This window comes from Piscinibacter lacus (assembly GCF_016735685.1).
In the GTDB taxonomy this organism is placed as follows: domain Bacteria; phylum Pseudomonadota; class Gammaproteobacteria; order Burkholderiales; family Burkholderiaceae_C; genus Aquariibacter; species Aquariibacter lacus.
Genome location: NZ_JAERRA010000001.1, coordinates 1,138,337 through 1,160,507, shown reverse-complemented (window position 1 = coordinate 1,160,507; position 22,171 = coordinate 1,138,337). Strand labels below are relative to the sequence as shown.

22 protein-coding genes are annotated in these 22,171 nt (G+C 72.3%); 18 read left to right on the top strand and 4 right to left on the bottom strand.

The genetic code is table 11. The features are described 5' to 3' along the window. Positions 1-5 precede the first annotated feature (5 nt). Positions 6-1,022 carry an MBL fold metallo-hydrolase gene (locus JI742_RS05325; RefSeq protein ID WP_201824570.1) on the bottom strand — a complete coding sequence of 339 codons (1,017 nt, stop codon included), beginning with the start codon at positions 1,020-1,022 and terminating at the stop codon, positions 6-8. Between the two features lie 336 nt (positions 1,023-1,358). Here JI742_RS05325 and JI742_RS05320 point away from each other — a divergent pair, with 336 nt between their 5' ends. The 7 genes from JI742_RS05320 (at position 1,359) to JI742_RS05290 (ending at position 8,715) form a co-directional block, all read left to right on the top strand. Continuing rightward, positions 1,359-1,889 (top strand): PepSY domain-containing protein, encoded by a 531-nt coding sequence (locus JI742_RS05320; RefSeq protein WP_201824568.1) that lies wholly within the window; start codon positions 1,359-1,361, stop codon positions 1,887-1,889. Between the two features lie 213 nt (positions 1,890-2,102). Beyond that, a complete protein-coding gene (locus JI742_RS13865) occupies positions 2,103-3,014 on the top strand; it encodes a DUF4394 domain-containing protein (RefSeq protein WP_236676793.1) in 912 nt (303 codons plus the stop codon). Positions 3,015-3,185: 171 nt separating this feature from the next. Next, positions 3,186-4,205 carry a Tim44 domain-containing protein gene (locus JI742_RS05310; protein WP_236676792.1) on the top strand — a complete coding sequence of 340 codons (1,020 nt, stop codon included), beginning with the start codon at positions 3,186-3,188 and terminating at the stop codon, positions 4,203-4,205. Positions 4,206-4,278: 73 nt separating this feature from the next. Beyond that, the gene (locus JI742_RS05305) at positions 4,279-4,905 is read left to right on the top strand and encodes an RluA family pseudouridine synthase (protein ID WP_350309632.1); all 627 of its coding nucleotides are present in this window, start codon (positions 4,279-4,281) and stop codon (positions 4,903-4,905) included. A 180-nt stretch (positions 4,906-5,085) separates the two neighbouring features. Further along, positions 5,086-6,450 (top strand): NAD(P)/FAD-dependent oxidoreductase, encoded by a 1,365-nt coding sequence (locus JI742_RS05300; RefSeq protein ID WP_201824566.1) that lies wholly within the window; start codon positions 5,086-5,088, stop codon positions 6,448-6,450. Between the two features lie 31 nt (positions 6,451-6,481). Beyond that, entirely contained in the window at positions 6,482-7,753 is a 1,272-nt protein-coding gene (locus tag JI742_RS05295) for an MFS transporter (protein WP_434057631.1), read from the top strand. Between the two features lie 152 nt (positions 7,754-7,905). Beyond that, positions 7,906-8,715 (top strand): SDR family NAD(P)-dependent oxidoreductase, encoded by an 810-nt coding sequence (locus JI742_RS05290; RefSeq protein ID WP_201826394.1) that lies wholly within the window; start codon positions 7,906-7,908, stop codon positions 8,713-8,715. Positions 8,716-8,753: 38 nt separating this feature from the next. Here JI742_RS05290 and JI742_RS05285 read toward each other — a convergent pair whose 3' ends face one another. Genes JI742_RS05285 through JI742_RS05275 form a run of 3 tightly spaced genes read right to left on the bottom strand, consistent with a single transcriptional unit; the run spans position 8,754 to position 10,596 of the window. Continuing rightward, positions 8,754-9,155 (bottom strand): DUF4149 domain-containing protein, encoded by a 402-nt coding sequence (locus tag JI742_RS05285; RefSeq protein ID WP_201824564.1) that lies wholly within the window; start codon positions 9,153-9,155, stop codon positions 8,754-8,756. Continuing rightward, the gene (locus JI742_RS05280) at positions 9,152-9,577 is read right to left on the bottom strand and encodes a thiol-disulfide oxidoreductase DCC family protein (protein WP_201824563.1); all 426 of its coding nucleotides are present in this window, start codon (positions 9,575-9,577) and stop codon (positions 9,152-9,154) included. The genes JI742_RS05285 and JI742_RS05280 overlap by 4 nt, the downstream gene beginning before the upstream one ends. Continuing rightward, entirely contained in the window at positions 9,574-10,596 is a 1,023-nt protein-coding gene (locus JI742_RS05275; protein WP_201824561.1) for a MerR family transcriptional regulator, read from the bottom strand. Before JI742_RS05275 ends, JI742_RS05280 begins: the two co-directional genes overlap by 4 nt. 185 nt (positions 10,597-10,781) lie before the next feature. Here JI742_RS05275 and JI742_RS05270 point away from each other — a divergent pair, with 185 nt between their 5' ends. The 11 genes from JI742_RS05270 to bchY all read left to right on the top strand — a co-directional run bounded on the left by JI742_RS05270 (position 10,782) and on the right by bchY (position 22,166). Further along, positions 10,782-11,048 carry a hypothetical protein gene (locus JI742_RS05270; protein WP_201824559.1) on the top strand — a complete coding sequence of 89 codons (267 nt, stop codon included), beginning with the start codon at positions 10,782-10,784 and terminating at the stop codon, positions 11,046-11,048. A gap of 71 nt (positions 11,049-11,119) precedes the next feature. After that, positions 11,120-11,527: a BLUF domain-containing protein gene (locus JI742_RS05265; protein WP_201824557.1), complete on the top strand. Its 408-nt coding sequence runs from the start codon at positions 11,120-11,122 to the stop codon at positions 11,525-11,527. 63 nt (positions 11,528-11,590) lie between these two features. Next, positions 11,591-11,785: a hypothetical protein gene (locus JI742_RS05260; protein ID WP_201824555.1), complete on the top strand. Its 195-nt coding sequence runs from the start codon at positions 11,591-11,593 to the stop codon at positions 11,783-11,785. A gap of 586 nt (positions 11,786-12,371) precedes the next feature. Next, positions 12,372-13,391, top strand: a complete 1,020-nt coding sequence (gene bchI / locus JI742_RS05255) for a magnesium chelatase ATPase subunit I (protein ID WP_201824554.1) — start codon at positions 12,372-12,374, stop codon at positions 13,389-13,391. Further along, the gene (locus JI742_RS05250; RefSeq protein WP_201826392.1) at positions 13,388-15,268 is read left to right on the top strand and encodes a magnesium chelatase subunit D; all 1,881 of its coding nucleotides are present in this window, start codon (positions 13,388-13,390) and stop codon (positions 15,266-15,268) included. Before bchI ends, JI742_RS05250 begins: the two co-directional genes overlap by 4 nt. Next, positions 15,265-16,260, top strand: coding sequence for an alpha/beta fold hydrolase BchO (gene bchO / locus JI742_RS05245; RefSeq protein ID WP_201824553.1), 996 nt, complete (start codon positions 15,265-15,267; stop codon positions 16,258-16,260). The genes JI742_RS05250 and bchO overlap by 4 nt, the downstream gene beginning before the upstream one ends. Before the next feature lie 68 nt (positions 16,261-16,328). Beyond that, positions 16,329-17,210: a polyprenyl synthetase family protein gene (locus tag JI742_RS05240; protein ID WP_201824552.1), complete on the top strand. Its 882-nt coding sequence runs from the start codon at positions 16,329-16,331 to the stop codon at positions 17,208-17,210. A 2-nt stretch (positions 17,211-17,212) separates the two neighbouring features. Next, positions 17,213-18,424, top strand: coding sequence for a methyltransferase (locus JI742_RS05235; RefSeq protein ID WP_201824551.1), 1,212 nt, complete (start codon positions 17,213-17,215; stop codon positions 18,422-18,424). Between the two features lie 168 nt (positions 18,425-18,592). Further along, entirely contained in the window at positions 18,593-19,546 is a 954-nt protein-coding gene (gene bchC / locus JI742_RS05230; protein ID WP_201824550.1) for a chlorophyll synthesis pathway protein BchC, read from the top strand. Further along, complete coding sequence (locus tag JI742_RS05225) at positions 19,543-20,571, top strand: chlorophyllide a reductase iron protein subunit X (protein ID WP_201824549.1); 1,029 nt, start codon at positions 19,543-19,545, stop codon at positions 20,569-20,571. The genes bchC and JI742_RS05225 overlap by 4 nt, the downstream gene beginning before the upstream one ends. A 2-nt stretch (positions 20,572-20,573) precedes the next feature. Then, positions 20,574-22,166 (top strand): chlorophyllide a reductase subunit Y, encoded by a 1,593-nt coding sequence (gene bchY / locus JI742_RS05220; RefSeq protein ID WP_201824547.1) that lies wholly within the window; start codon positions 20,574-20,576, stop codon positions 22,164-22,166. The last annotated feature ends 5 nt before the right edge of the window (positions 22,167-22,171 follow it).

Here is a 22,171-nt window from a genome sequence, read left to right as displayed (position 1 = left end):
GCGGCTCAGCGCAGCAGTTGCGCATGCTCAAGCCGCAGGAACAACAAGGCCGCATTGCGGCGGTGGATGACTTCGTACTGGTCCCAGCCGGCGTAGGCGCCCAGCTCGGCACGCTCGGCCACCTCGCTGAGCGGCACGCCGGCGTCGAGCAACTGGCCCAGGCGCTGTTCGAGCGCACGCAGGTAGTCCTCGACGCCGTCGATCACGCCGACATCGCCCACCGGGCCGTGGCCGGGCACCACCTGCCGCGGCTGCAGCGCGCGCAGGGCGGCGAGGGCGTCACGCCAGCCCTGCAGGCGGCTGTCCTGCAGATCGGGCACGCGCAGGCGGTCGCAGAGCCCGCCGGTGAAGACGACGCCGCTGGCCTCGTCAAGCACCGCCAGATCGCCCGGGCCGCTGGAATGGCCCCAGCTCAGCAGGCGCAGCGGCCGACCGATGAGGCCAAGGGCGCTCGGGCCGTCGAGCAACTGGTCGGGCTTGAACATCTCGGTGCCGGCCATGTGCGCCTCGCCGAGCAGGCCGCGCAGCGTGTCGAGGCAGCCCTCGCAGCGCGAGGTCATCAGGCCGGCCGTGGCGCGCTGCATGGCCACCGGAATGCCGCGGGCGCGAAAAGCCGCCGCGCCGAACAGGAATTCCTGCCGGGCATGAGTGATCAGCAGCAGCTTGACCGGGCGGTCGGTGACGCGCTCGATGTTGGCAAGAAGGGCCTCGCCGTGGCGGCGCGAGACCCCGGCATCGATGGCCACCACGCCCTGCGGGCCGACGATGAAGCCGGTGTTGCCATTGCGGCCGACATTGCGCCCGTCGACCTCACCGGGCAGGCCGGGCACCCAGTAGACGCCGTCGGCCAGCGCCTGGGCCGGGGGCTGGGGCAGCGGGTCGAGGCTCAGCACCTCGATCTCGGTCCGTGCCGCCTGGGCCAACATGGGCAGGGCCAGGCCACCCAGCAGGGCGAGCAGGCGCCGACGGTCCGGATGAACCGTCGGGCGGAGCGACGCGGGGTGCTGGGGAAGTGCAGGCATGAAGACGGACCGGAAGCGACGACGGCGTGTTGGAGAGAAGTCGGCAGAAGGCAGAGCGCGCGGGTCGTGTAAAGCAAGAACCACGGATTGTTCGCAGACCGGCGGCCTCGCCGCAATATGCCCGATGGCCTAAGGCCCGACCCGAGCCCGCCTGGCACCCGCCACCGGCCTGCGAGGACAAGAGCCTCGACGCACGTCAAGAGATCTCGCTGGAGATTGACCCGGGAACTATTCCCTTTTCCTGCCGATTTCAACGGGATTCATTCCCTTTTATGATGGAACAAGGGTTAACCCTAGATCCAAATTCCATCGTTCCATTCACGTCACGGAGCCAACATGAACCAAGGTCCCTTCGCCCTCATCCTCGGCGCCGCCGCGCTGCTGGCCGCCCCCCTGGCCCAGGCCGACAAGCACCAGATGCCCAAGGTCAGCCATGGCCTCGAGTCCTGCCTGCCGACGGTGCTGGCCAAGCATCCCGGCGAAGCCCTGCAAGTCGTGCTGAAGGCCGAGGGCAAGGAAGCCGTCTGGGAGATCGAGATCGAAGCCGCCGGCGGCAAGCTCTACGACATCGAGTGCAGCGGCAAGACCGGGAAGATCGTCGAAGTCGAAGAGCGCGTCCTGAGCGCCGACGCGCCCGGCTTCAAGGACAAGGCCAAGGTGAGCGAGGCCACCGCCCGCGCCACCGCACTCGCCAAGTTCCCGGGCGAAGTCGAGCGCGTCGAGTTCGAGATCGAAGCCGACGGCAAGGTGTCCTACGAGTACGACATCAAGACCAAGACCGGCGACATGCGTGTCGAGGTCGACGCCACGACGGGCGAGATCGTCGAAGCCAGCAAGGAGCTGCTGGAAGTCGGTCGCCTGAAGTGAGTCCAGGCGGCCTGAGGCCGCCGCGGTGCAGAACCCCACGGCGCTCATCCGCTGTGGGGTTTTTGTTTTTTGGCGACGGGGTCAGTACAAACCCTGTCCCGCGACTCGGGGGTCATTTATGAAACCAAGCAGTCGCTCAGGGCGTAGTGTGTAACGAGCCCGGAAACGAGCCTATTGCGATGTCCGGGACGCACCCAACCTCAGGAGTCCTCCATGCACCGTTTTGCTGTCAAGGCGCTCGCCGCCGCTGCGCTGGCCACCCTCGGCCTTGGCGCCCAGGCCCAGAGCCAAACCCTGGTCGCGCTGACCACCTCCAACCAGATCGTCAAGTTCAACACCGCCGGCTCGACGCAAACCGTCGCGATCAGCGGTCTGGCCTCGGGCGAGACCCTGCTGGGTCTGGACACCCGTCCCACCAACGGCCTGACCTACGCGATCTCCAACCAGAACAATCTCTACACGATCGACACCACCAGCGGCGCGCTCAGCCTGGTGACGGCCCTGTCCGGCGCGAGCTTCGCCTCGACCGGCGGCATCGGCATGGACTTCAATCCGCAGGCTGACTTCGCCGGCGGCGCCTCGCTGCGTGTGACCACCGCCGGCGGCAACAACTACGCCGTCAATGTGAACACCGGCGTGGTCGGCAACACGGCCAGCAACATCGGCCCGGGCTACACCGCCGTGGCCTACACCAACTCCTTCCCCGGCACGCCCCCGGGCAGCTTCCCGGGCACCATGCCGGGTGACCTGACCGACCTGTACTACATCAACACCAGCACGGACACGCTGCAGTTCGCGGGCGCGGCCTTCAACAGCCCGATGATCACGACGGTGGGCTCGCTGGATCTGCCCTTCAACGTGCTCTCGGCCAACGGCTTCGAGATCGTGGGGGGCGGCCCGGCCTTTGCCGTGCTGAACCTGGACGACGGCACGGGCGCCAGCGGCCTGTACAGCATCAACCTCGCCACCGGCGATGCGGTGCTGCGCAGCAACTTCGCCGGCACGGTCAACGGCCTGGCCTTCACCACCGCCCCGGTGCCCGAGCCCGAGACCTACGCGCTGATGATCGCCGGCCTGGGCGTGGTCGCCTACATCGGCCGCCGTCGCAAGGCCAAGAAGGCCTGAAGCCCTCTGCCCTGATCCACACCCGGCCCCCTGCGGGCCGGGTCGGATGAACCGCCCCACGGGGCGGTTTTTTCTTGGGCCAAGCCCTGGGGAACCCGGGCCCCGCGCTGTGGTCCACTGAAGCCCTGATGCAGCCTGCGCTGCCCGGCCCGCTTTCAACGAGAGGACTTGATGAACGCCACCCTGCCCCATCCGAACCGCTGGACCCTGTCGCTGCGCCGCGTGCGCGCTGGCTTGCAGACCGGCTTGCTCAGCCTGGCCCTGCTGTTGGCCGGCGGCCTGGCCCCGGCCGATGCCGAGGCCAAGCGCCTGGGCGGCAAGCGTTCGGTGGGCATGCAGCGTGACGCCAGCCCGAATCCCCCGCCGGCCACGCCGCCCAAGCAGGCCGATGCCAGCCCCGGCGCCGCAGCGCCGGCAGCCGCAGCAGCCCCTGCCGCAGCGGCCGCGGCTGGCGCGGGCAAGCGCTCGTGGATGGGCCCGCTCGCCGGTCTGGCCGCCGGCCTGGGCCTTGCCGCCCTGCTGAGCCACTTCGGTCTTGGCGAAGGCTTTGCCGACATGATGATGATGGTCCTGCTGGCCGTGGCGATCTTCTTCATCGTGCGTCTGGTGATGCGCCGCTTCGCCCGCGGCCCGCAGGGCATGCAGCCCGCAGGTGCCGGTGCCGGCCTGGGTTCGGTCGCGATGCCGCGCCAGGGCAGCGCCCCGGCCGAGGCCCTGAACGCCCGGCCTGAAGCCGCCAGCCCTTACGCCCGCGAGGCCACCCAGGCTTTCGGCGGCTCGACCCTCGCCGAGCCCGCCCCGGCAGCCGCCGCCACGCTGCCGGCTGACTTCGACGCCGAAGGTTTCGTCCGCATCGCGAAGATGATCTTCATCCGCATGCAGGCCGCCAACGACGCCGGCCAGGTCGACGATCTGCGTCGCTTCACCACGCCCGAGCTGTTTGCCGCCCTGCGCCTGGACCTGCACGAGCGCGGCAGCGCCAGCCAGCAGACCGATGTCGTGCAGCTTGATGCCGAGATCCTCGAAGTTACGCAGGACGCCGAGCAGCGCATCGTCACCGTCCGCTTCCACGGCCTGATCCGCGAAGAGGCCGAACATGGCGCCGAGCGCTTCGACGAGCAGTGGCACCTGGTGCGCCCGCTCGACGACAGCCGGGACTGGGCGATTGCCGGCATCCAGCAGCGCGGCTGAGTCGCCTGCATCGGCTGCATGCGCGGGGCCGGCCGGGGGCCGGCCCGCGGCCTGCGGCCCCGAGAGCGAGCGGGTGCTCGCTTTCGATGCCGACTGGATCCTCGTCTGCAAGCCCGCCGGTCTGCTGGCCGTGCCCGGCCGGGACGAGGACAAGGCGGACTGCCTCGTCACCCGCCTTCAAGGGCGCTGGCCGGATGCACTGACCGTGCACCGGCTCGACCAGGCGACCTCGGGCCTGATGGTCTTCGCGCGCGGGGCCGAGGCCCAGCGCCGGCTCAGCCGGGCCTTTGCCGAGCGTCAGGTCGACAAGCACTACGAAGCCGTGGTCGAGGGCCGGCTCGAAGGCCCGGGGCCCGCCGAGCCGCCCGCCCGCATCGACCTGCCCCTGGGCGCCGACTGGCCGCAGCGGCCGCGCCAGAAGGTCGACCCGCTCCACGGCAAGCCCGCCCTCACCCTGTGGCACCGCCTGGGCGCGGGGCCCGGGCCCGGCCTGGCGACCCGGCTTGAACTGCGTCCGCTGAGCGGTCGCACCCATCAACTGCGCCTGCACCTCGCGGCCATCGGCCACCCCATCCTCGGCGACGCGCTCTACGGCGACCCCGGGCGAGCCGGACGGCTGCTCTTGCACGCCACGCGGCTCGAACTGGAACACCCGCGGCACGGGACGCGCTGCATCTGGCACGACCCGGCCCCCTTCTGAGGCCGGATCGCTCGGGAACGGCATTTGCAGTGGTTAGCATGCAGACCTGACACGCCGGTGAAGCCGAAGCAGCCCCTGCCGCTTCCCTGCCCGGCCGAGACGACGCGCCACGCCCGACCCCGACCCCCCAAGAAGCCGGCGGCCACGACCGACCGGATGCCCGCCCCACGAGGACCCCCCATGGATCCCACCCCCCTGCAGCCGGCCCGCCGCCCGCATGTCCTGATCATCGGCGGCGGCTTTGGTGGCATCTGGGCCGCCAAGGCCCTGCACAAGTCACCGGTCGACATCACCGTCGTCGACCGCACCAACCACCATCTCTTCCAGCCCCTGCTCTATCAGGTGGCCACGGCCGGCCTGCCGGCGCCCTCGATCGCCGCGCCGATCCGGCAGATGTTTCGCGGCGACGATCAGGTCACCACGCTAATGGCCGAAGTCAGCGGCTTCGACCTGCCGGCCCGGCAGGTGCGGCTGGCCGATGGGGGCAGCCTGGCCTACGACCACCTCATCGTCGCGGCCGGGGCCACGCACAGCTACTTCGGCAACGACCAATGGGCCGAGCATGCGCCCGGCCTCAAGACCCTCAGCGACGCCTTCAGCATCCGCCGCCGCGCCCTGCTGGCCTTCGAGGCCGCCGAGCGGGCCGACGACCCGGTGCGCCAGCGCGACCTGATGACCTTCGTCGTCATCGGCGCCGGCCCCACCGGCGTGGAAATGGCCGGCACCCTGGTCGAAATCGCCCGCCACACCCTGCCCGGCGAGTTCCGCCGCATCCAGCCGGCGCAGGCGCGGGTGCTGCTGGTCGAGGGCGGAAGCCGCGTGCTGCAAGCCATGCCGCCCAGCCTCAGCGAGAAGGCCCGCCAGCAGCTTGAGCGCCTGGGCGTCGAGGTCATGCTCGACACCAAGGTCACCGCCATCGACGCCGACGGGCTGTGGGTGGAGCGCGGCGGCCGGCGCGAGCGCATCGACAGCCACAGCATCATCTGGGCGGCTGGTGTCGCCGCCTCGCCGCTGGCGCGCATGCTCGGCGAGGCCGCGGGCGTCGCCTGCGACCGCGCCGGCCGCGTGCCGGTGGAGCCTGATCTCAGCCTGCGCGGCTTCCCCGAAGTCAGCGTGATCGGCGACATGGCCGCAGCCCTCAGCCACCCGCGCAAGGGCGAGCCCACGGCCGTGCCCGGCGTCTCGCCGGCGGCCAAGCAGATGGGCCAGTGCGCAGCGCGCAATCTGCAACGGCGCATGGCCGGCCAGCCCACCCAGGCCTTCGTCTACCAGGACTACGGCAACCTCGCGACCATCGGCCGCCGGGCGGCGGTGGTCGACCTCAGCTCGCCGCTGGGTCCGATCCGCTTCTCGGGCTTCTTCGCCTGGCTGTTCTGGCTGATCGCCCACGTCTATTTCCTGATCGGCTTCCGCAACCGCATCGCCGTGCTGATGGATTGGGCCTGGGCCTACTTCACCTACGAGCGGCATGCGCGCGTGGTGGCGGGCGAGGCCGGCACCGGCGGGCCGATCGGCCCGGTGCGCGACCCGGCGATCGAAGGCTAGCCCCACCCTCACCGCCCCGGATCCCGCCCCCTTGAGCCCCGCCCCCCCGCCCGCCACCGAAGCGGGCCTTCCCGCCGACGGCGGGCTGCGCGCGCTGCTGGCCGAGCGTGCCTTCGTCCGCTTCTGGTGTGCGCGGGTCGCCGGCACCTCGGGCAACCAGATGATGATGGTCGCCATCGGCTGGCAGATGTACGAGCTGACCGGCAGCGCCTGGGACCTGGGCCTGGTCGGCCTGCTGCAGTTCCTGCCCTCGGTGGTGCTGATGCTGGTGGCGGGCCACCTGGCCGATCGCCACCACCGCGGCCGCATCCTGGCCGCCGCGCTGACGGTGCAGACCGGCATCAGCGCCGTGCTGATGCTGGGCAGTGCCGGCGGCTGGGCCGGCCGCGAGACCCTGCTCGGCCTCTCCCTGCTGATCGGCGCCGCCAAGGCCTTCCAGATGCCGGTGCAGCAGTCGCTGCTGCCGTTGCTGGTGCCGGCGGCCAAGCTGCCGCGGGCCATCGCGCTCAGCTCGGCGGGCATGCAGACGGCCATCATCGGCGGGCCGGCGATCGGCGGCTTCGTCTACGTGGCGGGGCCCGAGGCGGTCTACGGCGTCTGCGGCCTGCTGTTCCTGGTCGGCGTGGTGCTGACCCTGGGCCTGCGCTATGTGCAGCCGCCCGTGCCCAAGGAGCCGGTGAACCTGAAGACGGTCTTCGCCGGCCTGGCCTTCATCCGCAGCCGGCCGGCGGTGCTGGGTGCAATTTCGATGGACCTGTTCGCCGTGCTGCTCGGCGGCGCCACCGCGCTGCTGCCGATCTTCGCCAAGGACATCCTGCACGTCGGCCCCTGGGGCCTGGGCCTGCTGCGGGCCGCGCCGGCGGTGGGCGCGCTGGCGCTGTCGGTCTGGCTCAGCCGCCGGCCGATCGAGCGGCAGGTGGGGCCCAAGATGTTCCGGGCGGTCGCCGTCTACGGCCTGGCCACCCTGGTCTTCGGCCTGTCGACCAGCTTCTGGCTGTCGCTGGCCGCGCTGTTCGTGGCCGGCGCGGCGGACATGGTCAGCGTCGTCATCCGCCAGTCCCTCGTGCAACTGGAGACGCCGGATGCGATGCGCGGCCGGGTCAGCGCCGTCAACGGCATCTTCATTGGCGCGAGCAACCAGCTCGGCGAATTCGAATCGGGCGCCACGGCGGCCGTGCTGGGCCCGGTCGGCTCGGTGCTGCTCGGCGGCTTCGGCACCCTGGCGGTGGTCGCGATCTGGCGACGGCGCTTCCCGGCCCTGGCCCGGCGCGACCGCATGACCGAAGGGTCGGCAAGCGGCTGAAAGCCGGGCCTGCGGCGGCAGGCCGTGGCAAGGCATGCCACGGCGGCCGTGGCCGGGCCTGCGGCGGCAGCCCGCAGCCAGGCAATCGCAGCATCACCCCCCGCGGCATGCGCCGCCAGCACGATGCGCCACAGGCTGGCAGCATGCGCGCCATGCCCGATGCCTCGCCCGCCACCGACTTGCTGCGCCACGCCCCCGGCGCCGCGCCCGCCACCACCCTGACCGTGCTCACCGGCGCCTCGCGCGGCCTGGGCGCGGCCATGGCCCGCCAGTTGCTGCGGCCCGGCATGACGCTGCTGACCTTGTCGCGCCGGCCCGATCCAGGGCTCGATGCCGCGGCCCGCAGCGCCGGCTGCGCTTGCAGCCAGTGGGCCCTGGATCTGGCGGAACCCGATGCAGCCGTCGAGCGCCTGCGCGCCGCCCTGCTGGCCCTGGCCGAAGCGCCGCCCGCCCGCCTGGTGCTGCTGCACAACGCCGCCCTGCTGCCCGAGCCGGCCGACTTGCAGGCCCAGCCCGACGAGGAACTGCGCGCCGCGCTGCGCCTGGGCCTGGAAGCCCCGCTGCGCCTGAGCGCCGCCGCCCTGGCGGCCAGTGCCGGCTGGGGTGCACAGCGGCAGTTGCTCTTCATCTCCTCGGGCCTGGGCCGCCGGGCGATGGCGGGCAGCACGGCCTATTGCGCCGTCAAGGCCGGTCTGGACCATGCCGCCCGCGCGCTGGCGCTGGAACATGCCCAGGATCCGAGCACCCGCATCGTCTCGCTGGCGCCCGGCGTCATCGCGACCGACATGCAGCGGCAGTTGCGCGGCGCGGACCCGGCCCGCTTCGCCGCCCAGGGCCGCTTCGACGCCCTGCACCGCGAGGGCCTGCTCGACACGCCCGAGCAGGCCGCCGCCAAGGTGCTGGCCTGGCTGGACCGACCGGACTTCGGCCAGAACCCGGTCGCCGACGTGCGGGACGCCTGAAGACCCCGGCAAGCCGCATGCGCGCCGGCTCGAACCCCTCAGGCGAGGCGCAGCAGCACCGCAGCCGCCAGCACCAGGTGCAGCAAGGTGATGGCCACCGACAGGCCATGCAGTCGCTTGAAGCGCTGTTGCCTGCCGGCATCGCTGGCGCGGTTGATCATGGGCATCAGGAGCTGGCGGTTGGGCACCGTGCTCAGGGCGATGGCCGCCAGCATCAGGCTGGAAAGCCCGTCATGCGCCGCCGCCGTCAGGGCAGCCAGGCCGGCCGCGCCGATCACGAAGGCATAGAAGGGCGGGAAGGCCCGGCGGATCAGGCTGCGCGCGGCGGCCTGCGGCAAGGCGGTGAAGGCAAAGGCCGCAAAGCCCCCGGCGAAAAGCAGCATGCCGCCGAACAGGGCGGCGGTGCTCAGCAGGGTCAGGGCGGGAAGGATGTCGCTCATGGGGTGTCGTCCCGGGCAGGGGGCAGGGCGCAGGCGGGCTGCGGCCGCCACAGGGGCCGCAGCCTCAGGAAGAAGGCATAGGCCAGGTCGAGCGCCGGCCGCACGCCCGGCAAGCGGCCCAGGCGGGCCAGCGGCCGGAAGGCGGGCAGACTGGCCCAGATCAGCAGAAAGGCCCGGGCGCCGTGCACCAGGGTGCCGTCGGCATCGCGGGCATGCAGGCGGCTCAGGGCGGAGGCGCGGTCCAGGCCGGGGCCGAGGGCTTCGTCCGGGCAGTCGCTCAGGTCACACCAGCGCAGGGCCTCGGCACCGCGGGCGCGGCGGTAGATCGCAATCTCGCGCCGGCACAGCGGGCAGCCGCCGTCGAAATACACGGTGGGCCGGTTTGTGGCGCTTGGGCAGGCCGCGGGCAGGGCGGCACTCATGGGGCGGGCTCCGTCAGGTCGACGCCTTCGTGGGCGGCGACCCGCTCCAGCGCCATTTCGAAGATGGACCGGGCCGCCGCCGCGGCGCGCTGCAAGTCGGCATGCAGCTCGGCATCCTCGGGGTTGCGGTGCAGGCAGCGGGCGCTGTAGTCCTCGAACTGCGAGAGCAGCAGCAGGATCTCGGCCACATGCTGCGGGCATTCGCAGGCCACGGCCGATTGCATGGCCGCCATGCGGCGCAGCACCGGCTCGGCATAGCGGCGCTGCGCGGGCGGAAGCTCGGCGGGCGCAGCGGATGGCTTGCCCAGGGCACGGGCGGCCCGTGGCGTGGGCGGGGGCGGCGCGGGTGTGGCCGGCATGGCAAGCAGGTTCTGCACCCAGGCCAGCCAAGGGGCGGGATCCCGCGGCTCCTGCATCAGGGCCACGCCCAGCGAGGACCACAGCGCCAAATCGGCCGAAGCGCCGAAGCGATAGACCACCGCCATCCGCTGAGCCCCGCATCGAGCAGCCAGCGCGCGGAGCTGCAGGGGATCGGCCGCATTCAGCGCCGGCACCGCAAGCAGCAGCAGGGCGCAGGGCGGGGGCGCGGGGGGCGGCGCATCGGCCGCGAGCTGCATGGCCTCGTCAAGCCGGTCGAAGCGGGCTTGCAGCTTCAAGCCCGCCTGGGCGGCGAGCTCGAGCGCGGCGGCGGGCAGGCTGCCGACCAGACACCATGTCGGCACCTCGGCCGCGGCCGCAGGCTCGCTGGCTGCTGCAGGCTCGGCCGCTGGCCAGTCGCCCAGAGCCCGCAGCGCGGCTTCGTCCAGCCGCACCAGGGCGCCGATCGCATGCCCCCGCTCGGTGAGCTGCTTGAGCAGGATGATGCGCTGCACGTCCTCGCGGGAGTAGAGGCGTCGGCCGGTGGGCGACTGCTCGGCGCAGCCGAGCGTGTAGCGGCGCTCCCACACCCTCAGGGTGGCCACGGGCATGCCGGCGAGCTGGGCCACCACGCTGCTTTGGTAGATGCCTTGGCTTGTCATGACTCGATTTTGACCTGCATTCGCAAGGCTTCGCGCACAAGGGTCTGCGACGCTTGTCGTTTGACTCGCTTATGACTACATTCGCAACAATGGCCCTGCCCTCGATGAGTCACATCGAGGTCGCCGTGAACACGATTCGTCGCCCACCCCTCGGGCCCTTCCCGCCAAGCTTCCAGGAGATCGAGATGGACACCGCCACCCTCAGCGCCCGCGCCGAAAGCAGCGAGCTCTCCATGCTGGAACTCGCCTACTTCGCCAGCTTCGACCGCGTGCCGCCGCGGCTGGCCCTGGTCGAACCGCAGGAAATGGCCCGCCTGTTGCACCGCGCCCTGCTGCTCGACGAGCCGCTTGCTTCGAATGCCTTGAAGCCGGCCGATACGAACCGACCCCACGTTGGAAGCCTGCGACAGTTGTCGGGCCCGTGTCAGGTCGATGAGACAAAGTGCGTATGATGGATTACACCTATTCCGACCTCTCGGCCTGAAGCCGCAGAGGGATACGCCTCCTGTTCGTCGATACCGCAATGCTCGAACGCATTCTTTACCAATCCCGCGCGACGAACGATTTCAGCTCGCTGCACCTCTTCAACTTGCTGACCGATGCACAGCATCGCAATGAGCGGCTTGAAATCACCGGACATCTGCTTTACTTGCGCGGTGGTTTCACGCAGTGCATCGAGGGGCCGACCGAGCATGTCGAGCAACTCTGGCAGCGCATCTTGCGAGACCCGCGTCACCACCAAATTGAATTGCTGGTGCGTCGACCCATCGAACGCCGGAATTTTCCGGAATGGAGCATGGCTTTCTCCACTTACTCCTCGTTCTACGTGCATGGGATGCGTGGTTTCTTTCCCATCCAAGCCGATCAGGCTTCGCCGCTCACCCAGGTTTGCACGGCGGATCTGGAGTTGTTTGCAAATTCTTGGGCTTGAACCCCGGGTCAGCATCCGATATCCGCGGCCGACTGGGGTGGGAAGGTCAAAGTCGACACCATCATGAACAGTGAGAACCTGCCCATCTTCCTCGAAGTGCTGCTCTTCGGAGGCGGCGCCATCGCTTTCGGGCTGTGGCAGATGCGCAGCTTGGCGCGGGATCGGGAGATTCTGCGGGCCAAGCGAGCGGCCGAGGCGCTTGCAGCGGCGAAAGAGGAAGCTGCCAAGGTCAAGCCGTCGAGCCCAAGCCAGGGTTGACGACTTTTCTGATCTACGCCTTCTCAGGGTTTGAGAACCCTGGCTTCGGCCATCCCGTGTTGAAAACTTGAGCCGCGTTGTACCGCGGCCCAAGTAATTTTTCAATCGCCCTGACGATCGGCCGCAGGTCGCAGGCGACCGGGCATTGGCGCGCCGTAAAGGCGGTCGATGTAAATCATGCCGCGCTGGCCCGAATGCATGAGCAGCAGGCCGCCCATGGCGCTGAGAACTGCGCAGAGGGCGAGGACGAGGGGGGTGCAGCTTGCAGACATGGACGGGTTCTCGGAGCACTTGGACATTCAAGCGGTTAGATTTTCGTCGATTCACGCCGGCCAGTGGGCTGGGGGGATTTGAGGGCACTCGCATCCCATCCCTTGCGCTTGCCTGAGGCCGCGACAGCCTGTGTCGCATCGGGAACAAGGGCTGGGCGAATGCAAGCCCTGCCGCAGACGCAAGTCCGGCATCGCCCCGGCCCATCCCGCCCGGCCCGGCGGCTTCGCTGGCCCAGCCTTCCGTTAGAGTGTCAGCCGTCCGGCCCATGAAGTTCGTCACGTCGAGATGACACATGGACGCGGCAGGAGATCCGATGGGCCCCACCTACCCCTTTGTCGCCTTGGTCGCCCAGGACGAGATGAAGCTCGCGATCCTGATCGCGGCGATCGATCCTGCGGTGGGCGGCGTGCTGGTGCTGGGCGATCGGGGCACGGGCAAATCCACGGCCGTGCGCGGCTTGGCGGCCCTGCTGCCGCCCATGGACGCCGTGGCCGGCTGTCCCTATGGCTGCGACCCGGCCCGCCTGGGCGGCGCATGCGCAGCCTGCCAGGCGGAGGCGGGGCCCAAGCCGCGCCGCATCAAGCGCCCGGTGCCGGTGGTCGACCTGCCGCTGGGCGCCACCGAGGACCGGGTGCTCGGCGCGCTCGACCTGGAGCGGGCGCTCAGCCAGGGCGTGAAATCCTTCGAGCCAGGCCTGCTCGCCCGCGCCCACCGCGGCTTTCTCTACATCGACGAGGTCAATCTGCTCGACGACCACCTGGTCGACCTGCTGATCGACGTGGCCGCCTCGGGCGAGAACGTGATCGAGCGCGAAGGCCTGAGCGTGCGCCACCCCGCCCGCTTCGTGCTGGTGGGCAGCGGCAACCCCGAGGAGGGTGAGCTGCGCCCGCAATTGCTCGACCGCTTCGGCCTGGCCGTGGAAGTGCGCACGCCGCGCGAGCTGCCGACCCGGGTGGAGGTGATCAAGCGCCGCGACGCCTTCGAGCGCGACCCTGCCGGCTTCTGCGCCGCCTGGGAGCCGGAAGCCGCCAAGCTGCGCAAGCGCCTGCTGCGCGCGCGCCGGCAGGTCGGCGAGGTGCAGGTCGACGAGGCCGCGCTGACCCGCGCCGCCCAGCTCTGCCTGGCCCTGGGCACCGACGGGCTGCGCGGCGAGCTGACCCTGATCCGCGCCGCCCGCGCCCTGGCCGCGCTGGAGGGGCGGGCGGCCGTCGGCGATGCCGAGCTGCGGCGCGTCGCCGCGCCCGCGCTGCGCCACCGGCTGCGGCGCGATCCCCTGGACGACAGCGACGCCGGCCAGCGGGTCGAGCGCGCGGTGGCCGAGGTCTTCGCCTGAAATCCGCCGCCGGCCCGGACCCGGCACCGCGCTGGGCCGCAGCGCTGGAAGCCGCTCGCCTGCTGGCGGCCGACGATGCGGGCCGGCTGGGCGGCGTCTGGCTGCGCGGCCCGGCCGGCGCCCTGCGCGAGGCCTGGCTGGCCGCGCTGCGTCAGGCCCATCCGCCCGGACGGCCCTGGCGCAAGCTGCCGCAGGGCATCGACGAGAACCGCCTGCTGGGCGGCCTGGACCTGGGGGCCAGCCTGCAAGCCGGCCGGCCCATCGATGCCAGCGGCCTGCTGGCCGAAGCGGACGGCGGCCTGCTGCTGATCGCCATGGCCGAGCGCCTGCCGGCGCGCACCGCCGGCGTGCTGGCCGGCGTGCTGGACGAAGGCCTGCTGCGCGTGGAACGCGAAGGCCGCAGCCGGCTGCAAGCGCTGCGGCTGCGCCTGGTCGCGCTCGACGAATCCGAGGGCGAAGACCCGCCGCTTGCCCCCGCCCTGGCCGACCGCCTGGCGCTGTGCGTGGACCTGCGCGGCCTGCCCGACGGCCTGCTGCGCCTGCCGACACCACCCCTGCCCTGGGCAGCCTCCGAAGCGGCGGCGCCCCTGGCGACCGAAGCCGCCCTCGAAGCCCTGTGCGCCAGCGCCGAGGCCCTGGGCGTAGCCGGCCTGCGCGCCCCCGCCATGGCCTGGCGCACCGCCAGCTTGCGGGCCCGCTGCGCAGGCCGCGAACAGGTGCTGGCGGAAGACCTGATCGCCGCCACCGGCCTGGTGCTGGCGCCGCGCGCCAGCCGTCGTCCCCTGCCCGAGGCGGAAGAGACTGCGGCTGTACCGCCCGAGGACACGCCGTCCGCGGAACCCGCCAATCCGCCCCCGGCCCCGCCCGAGGCCCCGTCCGAGGCCTCGCCCGACGGTGCCGTGACCGAGCAATCGGACCCTCAGCCGCCGCCCACCTCAGCGGATGCCGAGCCGGACGCCGCTGCGCCGGCCGAGCCCGCCGACCCCTCCCCGCCACCCCAGGCCCTGCAGGACCGGCTGCTCGAAGCCGCTGAAACCCTGCTGCCCGGCGGCCTGCTCCAGGGCCTGCGCAGCCCCGCCGGCCGGCTGCGCCAGGCCGGCCGCGGCGGCGGCCAGGGCGGGCTGGTGCTGGCCGACCGGGGCCGGCCGCTGCCGCCCCGACCCGGCCGACCGGTGGGCGGGCTGCGGCTGGCCTTGCTCGACACCCTGCGCGCCGCCGCACCCTGGCAGCGGCTGCGCAGCGGGCCGGCCGGGCCTGGCCCCCAGCCGCTGCGGGTTCGGCCGGAGGACCTGCGCGTCCAGCGCCACGCCGGCCGCCGGCCGACGCTGACCGTGTTTGCGGTCGACGCCTCAGGCTCGGCGGCCCTGCATCGCCTGGCCGAAGCCAAGGGCGCCGTCGAAGGCCTGCTGGCCGAATGCTATGTGCGGCGCGACCAGGTTGCCCTGCTGGCCTTCCGCGGCCAGGGCTGCGAGCTGCTGCTGCCGCCGACCCGCTCGCTGGTGCGGGCCAAGCGCTGCCTGGCCGGCATGGTTGGCGGCGGCGGCACGCCGCTGGCCACCGGCCTGCAGGCCGCCCGGGCGCTGGCCGCGGCCGAGCGGCGCCGGGGCAGCAGTCCCTTTCTCGTCGTGCTTTCGGACGGCCGGGCCAATGTCGCGCTGGACGGCCAGGGCGGCCGGCCCCAGGCCATGGCCGAGGCCCTGACCGTCGCCCGCGCCTGCCAGGCCGACGGGCTGCCGGCGCTGTTCATCGACACCTCGGCGCAGATTCATCCGGCCACCCTCGGCCTGGCCCAGGCCTTGGGCGCGCGCTACCTGCCGCTGCCGGCGCGCGGCAGCGCGGGGCTTGTCGCCCTGGTGCAACAGGCCCGGCCGGCATGAAGGCTGAGGGCCTGGGCGAGGCCGCCGAAAGCGCAGCGGCCCTGCCCCCCGGCGCGCCGGACCGGCTGGCCGCGCGCAGCGGCCCGCTCGACCGGCAGCTCGACGGCCCGGACTGGCCCGGCTTCGCCCACAGCCGCTGGGTGCAGGCCGCCGGCCTGGACTGGCATGTTCAGCACCGGCCCGGGCCGGCCAGCGCGCCGCGCCTGCTTTTCCTGCACGGCACCGGCGCTTCGCTGCATTCCTGGCGCGGCCTGGTGCTGCATTTGGCCGGGCGGGCGGACTGGCTGGCGGTGGACCTGCCCGGTCACGGCTTCAGCGGCTGCGTGCGCGACCCCGCCCTGCACCGGCTGGACGGCATGGCCCGCGGCCTGGCCGCCCTGCTGGCGCGGCTGGCCTACCGGCCCGACTGGCTGATCGGCCATTCGGCGGGCGCCGCCGTCGCCCTGCAGATGGTGATGGCCGGCCAGGTGGCGGCGCAGGGGGTGATCGCCTTCAACGGCGCCCTGCTGCCCTTTGGCGGCCGGGCCGGCAGCCTGCTGCAGCCCTTCATGCGCGGGCTGGTGAGCCTGCCGGGCGTGCCGACCTGGCTGGCGCGGCAGGCGGGCGAGCCGGCGACCTTTCGGCGCCTGCTGCACGACACCGGCTCCCGGCTGGACCGCGAGGGCGAAGCGCTCTACGGCCGCCTCGCCCGCTCGCCCGACCATGTGGCGGCGGCGCTGGCCATGATGGCGCACTGGGACCTGACGCTGCTCGGCCCCGGCCTGCCCCGCCTTGCATGCCCCCTGCACCTGGTGGCCAGCGCGGGCGACCGCACGGTGCGGCCGGAGGTCTCGCAGCGGGTGGCGCAGCGCTGCCCGGCGGCCGTGCTGCATGCCTGGCCGGCGCTCGGCCACCTGGCGCATGAGGAAGCGCCCGAGCGCGCCGCTGCGCTGATCGCCCGCCTCGCCAAGCTGCCGGGCAGCGGGCCACCGGACGCGTCAATGTCAATTTAGATTGACACATTGAATTGATTCGCAAGAATGACAGCTCCCGGGGCCCTTCGGTCCGCGGCGGAGTTGCCATGCAAGCCCTAGACCGCACCGAGAGCGCCCTGGCCCGGGCCCTGGATCTGGCCGATCGCGCCGGTCGGGCGCCGCCCCGCCTGGCCGCCGCCATGCGCCAGGCGGTCTTCCCGGGCGGTGCCCGGGTGCGGCCGCGGCTCTGCCTGGCCGTGGCCGGTGCCTGCGGCGACGACGCGCCCGCCCTGTCGGCCGCCATGGGCGCGGCGGTGGAGCTGCTGCACTGCGCCTCGCTGGTCCACGACGACCTGCCCTGCTTCGACAACGCCGCCACCCGGCGCGGCCTGCCCACCACCCACCGCGCCCACGGCGAGCGCCTGGCCGTGCTGGCCGGCGATGCCCTCATCGTGCTGGCCTACCAGCAACTCGCCGCCGCCTGCACGGCCGAGACCGTGGCGCGCCTGCCCGAGCTGCTGCGCTGCCTGTCCGAAGGCGTGGGCATGCCCCTGGGCATCGTCGCCGGCCAGGCCTGGGAATCCGAGCCCGCGCCCGACCTGAGCGAATACCAGCGTGCCAAGACCGGCGCCCTGTTTGCCGCCGCGGCGGCCGGCGGCGCCCTGGCGGCCGGCCGTGACGAAGCCGGATGGCGCGAATTCGGCGACGCCCTGGGCTCGGCCTACCAGATCGCCGACGACGTGCGCGACGTGCTGCTCGACGAAGCCACGCTGGGCAAGCCCAGCGGCCAGGACGAGGCCCTCGACCGGCCCAGCGTCGTGCGCAGCCTGGGCCACCGCGGCGCACTGCGCGTCTTCGACCAGGCCATCCACCAGGCCCTGGACACCCTGCCCGACTGCCCGGGTGCCGAGGCCCTGCGCGGCCTGGTGCATGCCGAAGCCGCGCGCCTCGTGCCGCGCGCCCTGCATGCCCGCCTGGCGGCGGCCTGACCATGCAGCTTGCCTCGCCCCCCGCCCCGCCCGCCGGCCCCGATAGCGCGGCCGATCGGCCCGATCTCGCCCTCGGCCAGCCCCAGGGCTGGCGCGAGCGCCTGGCCGCCTGGCGGGACCGCCGCATGGCCGATCCCGCCTTCCGCACCTGGGTGCTGCGCACCCCGCTGCTGCGGCGCGTCGCCCAGCGCCGGGCCCGCCAGACTTTCGACCTGGTCGCCGGCTTCGTCTACAGCCAGGTGCTGCGCGCCTGCATGGAACTCGAGCTGTTCGAACGCCTGGCCGGCGGCCCGGTGCAGCCGGCGGCGCTGGCGCGTGCCGTCGGCCTGGACGAGGCTGCGCTCGACCGCCTGCTGGCGGCCGGTGTCGCGCTGAAGCTGCTGCGCTGGCGCGCGGGCGGGCGCATCGCCCTGGGCCCGCTGGGCGCCCCGCTGGTGGGCCACACGGCGATCGCGGCCCTGGTCGAGCACCACCATGCGCTCTATGCCGACCTCGCCGACCCGGTCGGCCTGCTGCGCGGCCCGGCGGGCCGGCCGGCCACCTCGCGGCAGTGGCCTTACACCGTGCATGCGCGGCCCGACAGCCTGGCGGCCGAGCAGGTGGCGACCTACAGCGGAATCATGTCGGCCTCGCAGCCGCTGATCGCCCAGCTTGTGCTGGACGCCTACCCGGTGCAACGCCACCGGCTGATGATGGACGTGGGCGGGGGCGAAGGCGCCTTCCTGCGCGCGGTGGCGCGGCAGGCGCCGGGCCTGCGGCTGCGGCTTTTCGACCTGCCCGCCGTGGCCGACCGGGCGCGCCAGCGCTTTGCCGAGCACGGCTTGGCCGGTCGGGCCGAGGCCGTGGGCGGCAGCTTCCTCAGCGATAGCCTGCCCGGCGGCGCCGACCTGATCAGCCTCGTCCGCGTGGTGCACGACCACGACGACGCCACCGTGCGGCACCTGCTGCGCGCCGCCCATGCCGCCCTGCCGCCCGGCGGCACCCTGCTGATCGCCGAGCCCATGAGCGAGACGCCCGGCGCCGAGGCCATGGGCGATGCCTATTTCGGCCTCTACCTGCTCGCCATGGGCCAGGGCCGACCGCGCTCGCCGGCCACGCTGCGGGCGCTGCTGGCCGAAGCCGGCTTCGTGCAGATCCGCCAGTTGGCCACCCACCTGCCCTTGCAGACGGGGCTGATGGTGGCGCGGGTCCCCGGCCACGAGGCCGCGGCCTGAATCAGCGTTAACCCTTGGTCTTCGGGGTAGCACCGACATAAGTGTCAATTTAGATTGACGTATTGTTGTGAACACCTAAGATGACCTTCACACCGAAAGTTCCCGCATGAACCGCCTGCCCACCCCCCTTGAAAGCCCGCGCCGCAAAGCGCCGGCGCGAGCCTGCCGATGAACGCCCTGGCCGTCGTCTTCGATGCCCCGCAGGCCCTGCGGGTGAGCGAACTCGCCCTGCAGGACATGGGCGAGGACGACGTGACGGTGGCCGTCGAATGGAGCGGCATCTCGACCGGCACCGAGCGCCTGCTCTGGTCCGGCCGCATGCCCGCCTTCCAAGGCATGGGCTACCCCCTGGTGCCGGGCTACGAGACGGTGGGCCGGGTGGTCGATGCCGGGCCGACGCAGCGCGCGCGCATCGGCCAGCGGGTCTTCGTGCCCGGGGCCAAGTGCTTCGGCCCGGTGCGCAGCCTCTTCGGCGGCGCGGCCTCGCGCCTGGTGCTGCCCGCCGAACGTGCGCTGCCGATCGGTGAACAGGTCGGCCGCGAAGGCGTGCTGCTGGCCCTGGCCGCCACGGCCTACCACGCGGTGGCCGGCGGCGGCCAGCGCGAGCGCATCACGCCGCCGGAGCTGATCGTCGGCCACGGCGTGCTGGGCCGCCTGCTGGCGCGCATGACGGTGGCCGCCGGCTGCCCGCCGCCGACCGTGTGGGAACGCGACCCCTCGCGCTCCACCGGCGGCGAGGGCTACACCATCTGCACGCCCGAGGACGATCCGCGCCGCCGCTACCGCGCGATCTACGACGCCAGCGGCGACGCCGGCCTGCTCGACGAATTGATCATGCGACTCGCCCCTGGCGGCGAAGTCGTGCTGGCGGGCTTCTACAGCGACCGCCTGTCCTTCGCCTTCGCCCCGGCATTCATGCGCGAAGCCGCGCTGCGCTGCGCGGCGGAGTGGAAGCAGTCGGACCTGATGGCGGTCCGCGAACTTGTGGAAACAGGCCGGCTTTCGCTCGACGGCCTGATCACCCACCAAGCCCAGGCCGACCAGGCCCCGGACGCCTACACCACGGCGTTCGAGGACCCGGCCTGTCTCAAGATGGTTCTCAACTGGAGTACCTGCGCATGAACGCGAATTCCCTTCCCGCTTCGGCGCCCATCCAGCTGATCCGCCCCGAGGCCATGCGCGAGGCGCTGCGCGCCGAGGCGGCCATCGAGCCCGATCCGGTCGCCACCTCGCCCGCCGCCAAGACCACGCAGATCATCGCGATCTACGGCAAGGGCGGCATCGGCAAGAGCTTCACCCTGGCCAACCTCAGCTACATGATGGCCCAGCAGGGCAAGAAGGTGCTGCTGATCGGCTGCGACCCGAAGAGCGACACGACCAGCCTGCTCTTCGGCGGCAAGGCCTGCCCGACCATCATCGAGACCAGCAGCCGCAAGAAGCTGGCCGGCGAGCCGGTCGCCATCGGCGATGTCTGCTTCAAGCGCGACGGCGTCTACGCCATGGAACTCGGCGGCCCCGAGGTTGGCCGCGGCTGCGGCGGCCGCGGGATCATCCACGGCTTCGAGACCCTGGAGAAGCTCGGCTTCCACGACTGGGGCTTCGACTACGTGCTGCTCGACTTCCTGGGCGACGTGGTCTGCGGCGGCTTCGGCCTGCCGATCGCCCGCGACATGTGCCAGAAGGTCATCGTCGTCGCCAGCAACGACCTGCAATCGCTCTACGTCGCCAACAACGTCTGCAGCGCGGTCGAGTACTTCCGCAAGCTCGGTGGCAACGTCGGCGTGGCCGGCATGGTGATCAACCGCGACGACGGCACCGGCGAGGCCAAGCAGTTCGCCTCGGCGGCCGGCATCCCGGTGCTGGCGACCATCCCGGCCAACGAGGACATCCGCCGCAAGAGTGCCAGCTACGAAATCATCGGCCGCCCCGGCACCCAGTGGGCCCCGCTGTTCGAGGAGCTGGCCACCAATGTGGCGGAGGCCCCGCCGGTGCGCCCCAAGCCGCAGACACAGGACGAGCTGCTCGGCCTCTTCAGCGCCGAAGTGACCGGCCGCGACTTCAAGATGGAGCCCGCCACCGTCTTCGACATGGTCGGCCGCGACGAGTCGATCCGTCCGACGCTCGAAGTCGTCTACGACGCCGCCTGACCATGACCTCCCCCCGTAGCGACTTCGCTGCCCCCGCCCAGGGAGGTACAGCCAGCGGCCCGGCCAAGCCGGATCCGCGGCTGCCGCTGGAGGCTGTCCCGGTCGCTGGCGCGACCGAGGACGGACGCGGCTGCCACGCCGGCCGCGACACCCTGCTTTCGGCGGCGGCGGCCGCCGGCAAGTCCGAGCTGCTCGCGCAGTACGCGGCGGACTACCCCAAGGGCCCGCACGACCAGCCGCAGAGCATGTGCCCGGCCTTCGGCTCGCTGCGGGTCGGCCTGCGCATGCGCCGCACCCTGACCCTGCTGTCGGGCTCGGCCTGCTGCGTCTACGGCCTGACCTTCACCAGCCACTTCTACGGCGCGCGCCGCAGCGTCGGCTACGTGCCCTTCAACAGCGAGACCCTGGTCACCGGCAAGCTGTTCGAGGACATCCGCGACGCGGTGCATGCCAGCGCCAAGCCGGACGAGCTCGACGCCATCGTCGTGATCAACCTGTGCGTGCCCACCGCCAGCGGCGTGCCGCTGCAACTGCTGCCGCGCGAGATCGACGGCGTGCGCATCATCGGCATCGACGTGCCCGGCTTCGGCGTGCCCACCCATGCCGAGGCCAAGGACGTGCTGGCCGGCGCCATGCTGCGCTATGCCCGCGCCGAAGCGGCCGCCGGCCCGGTGGCCGCGCCGCGCGGTGGCGTGTCCGAGCTGCCCACGGTGACCTTGCTGGGCGAGATGTTCCCGGCCGATCCGGTCGTCATCGGCCGCCTGCTGGCGCCGATGGGCCTGGCCGCCGGTCCGGTGGTGCCGACCCGCGAATGGCGCGAGCTCTATGCCGCGCTCGACGGCAAGGTCGTCGCCGCCGTCCATCCCTTCTACACCGCCAGCGTGCGCGAGTTCGAGGCCGCCGGCCGCAAGGTGGTGGGCTCGGCGCCGGTCGGCGTCGAAGGCACCGCCGCCTGGCTGCAAGCCATCGGCGACGCGGCGGGCGTGCCGCAGGAGCGCATCGACGCAGCCCTTGCCGCGGCCCTGCCCGGCATCCGCGCCGCCCTGGCGGCCACGCCCATCACCGGCCGCATCACCGTCAGCGGCTACGAGGGCAGCGAGCTGCTGGTCGCCCGCCTGCTGATCGAGAGCGGCGCCGAGGTGCCCTATGTCGGCACCGCCTGCCCGCGCACGCCCTGGAGCGCGGTCGACTGCGCCTGGCTCGAAGCGCGCGGCGTGCAGGTGCAGTACCGCGCCTCGCTCGAACAGGACCTGGCCGCCCTGCGCGCCTTCCAGCCCGATCTGGCCCTGGGCACCACGCCGCTGGTGCAGGCCGCCAAGGAAATGGCCATCCCGGCGCTGTACTTCACCAACCTCATCTCGGCCCGGCCGCTGATGGGCGCGGCGGGTGCCGGCTCGCTGGCGCAGGTGATCAATGCCGCCCGCGGCAACCGCGCGCGCTTCGACACCATGCAGGCCTTCTTCGGCGAAGCCGGCCGCGGCGACCGCGCCGGCGTGTGGACCGAGACGCCGGTGCTGCGGCCCGAATTCCGCGCCGAGACCCGGCGGCAGATCATCAAGATCGCGCAACGCCGCAAGGCCGAGCAAATGATCTGAAAGGA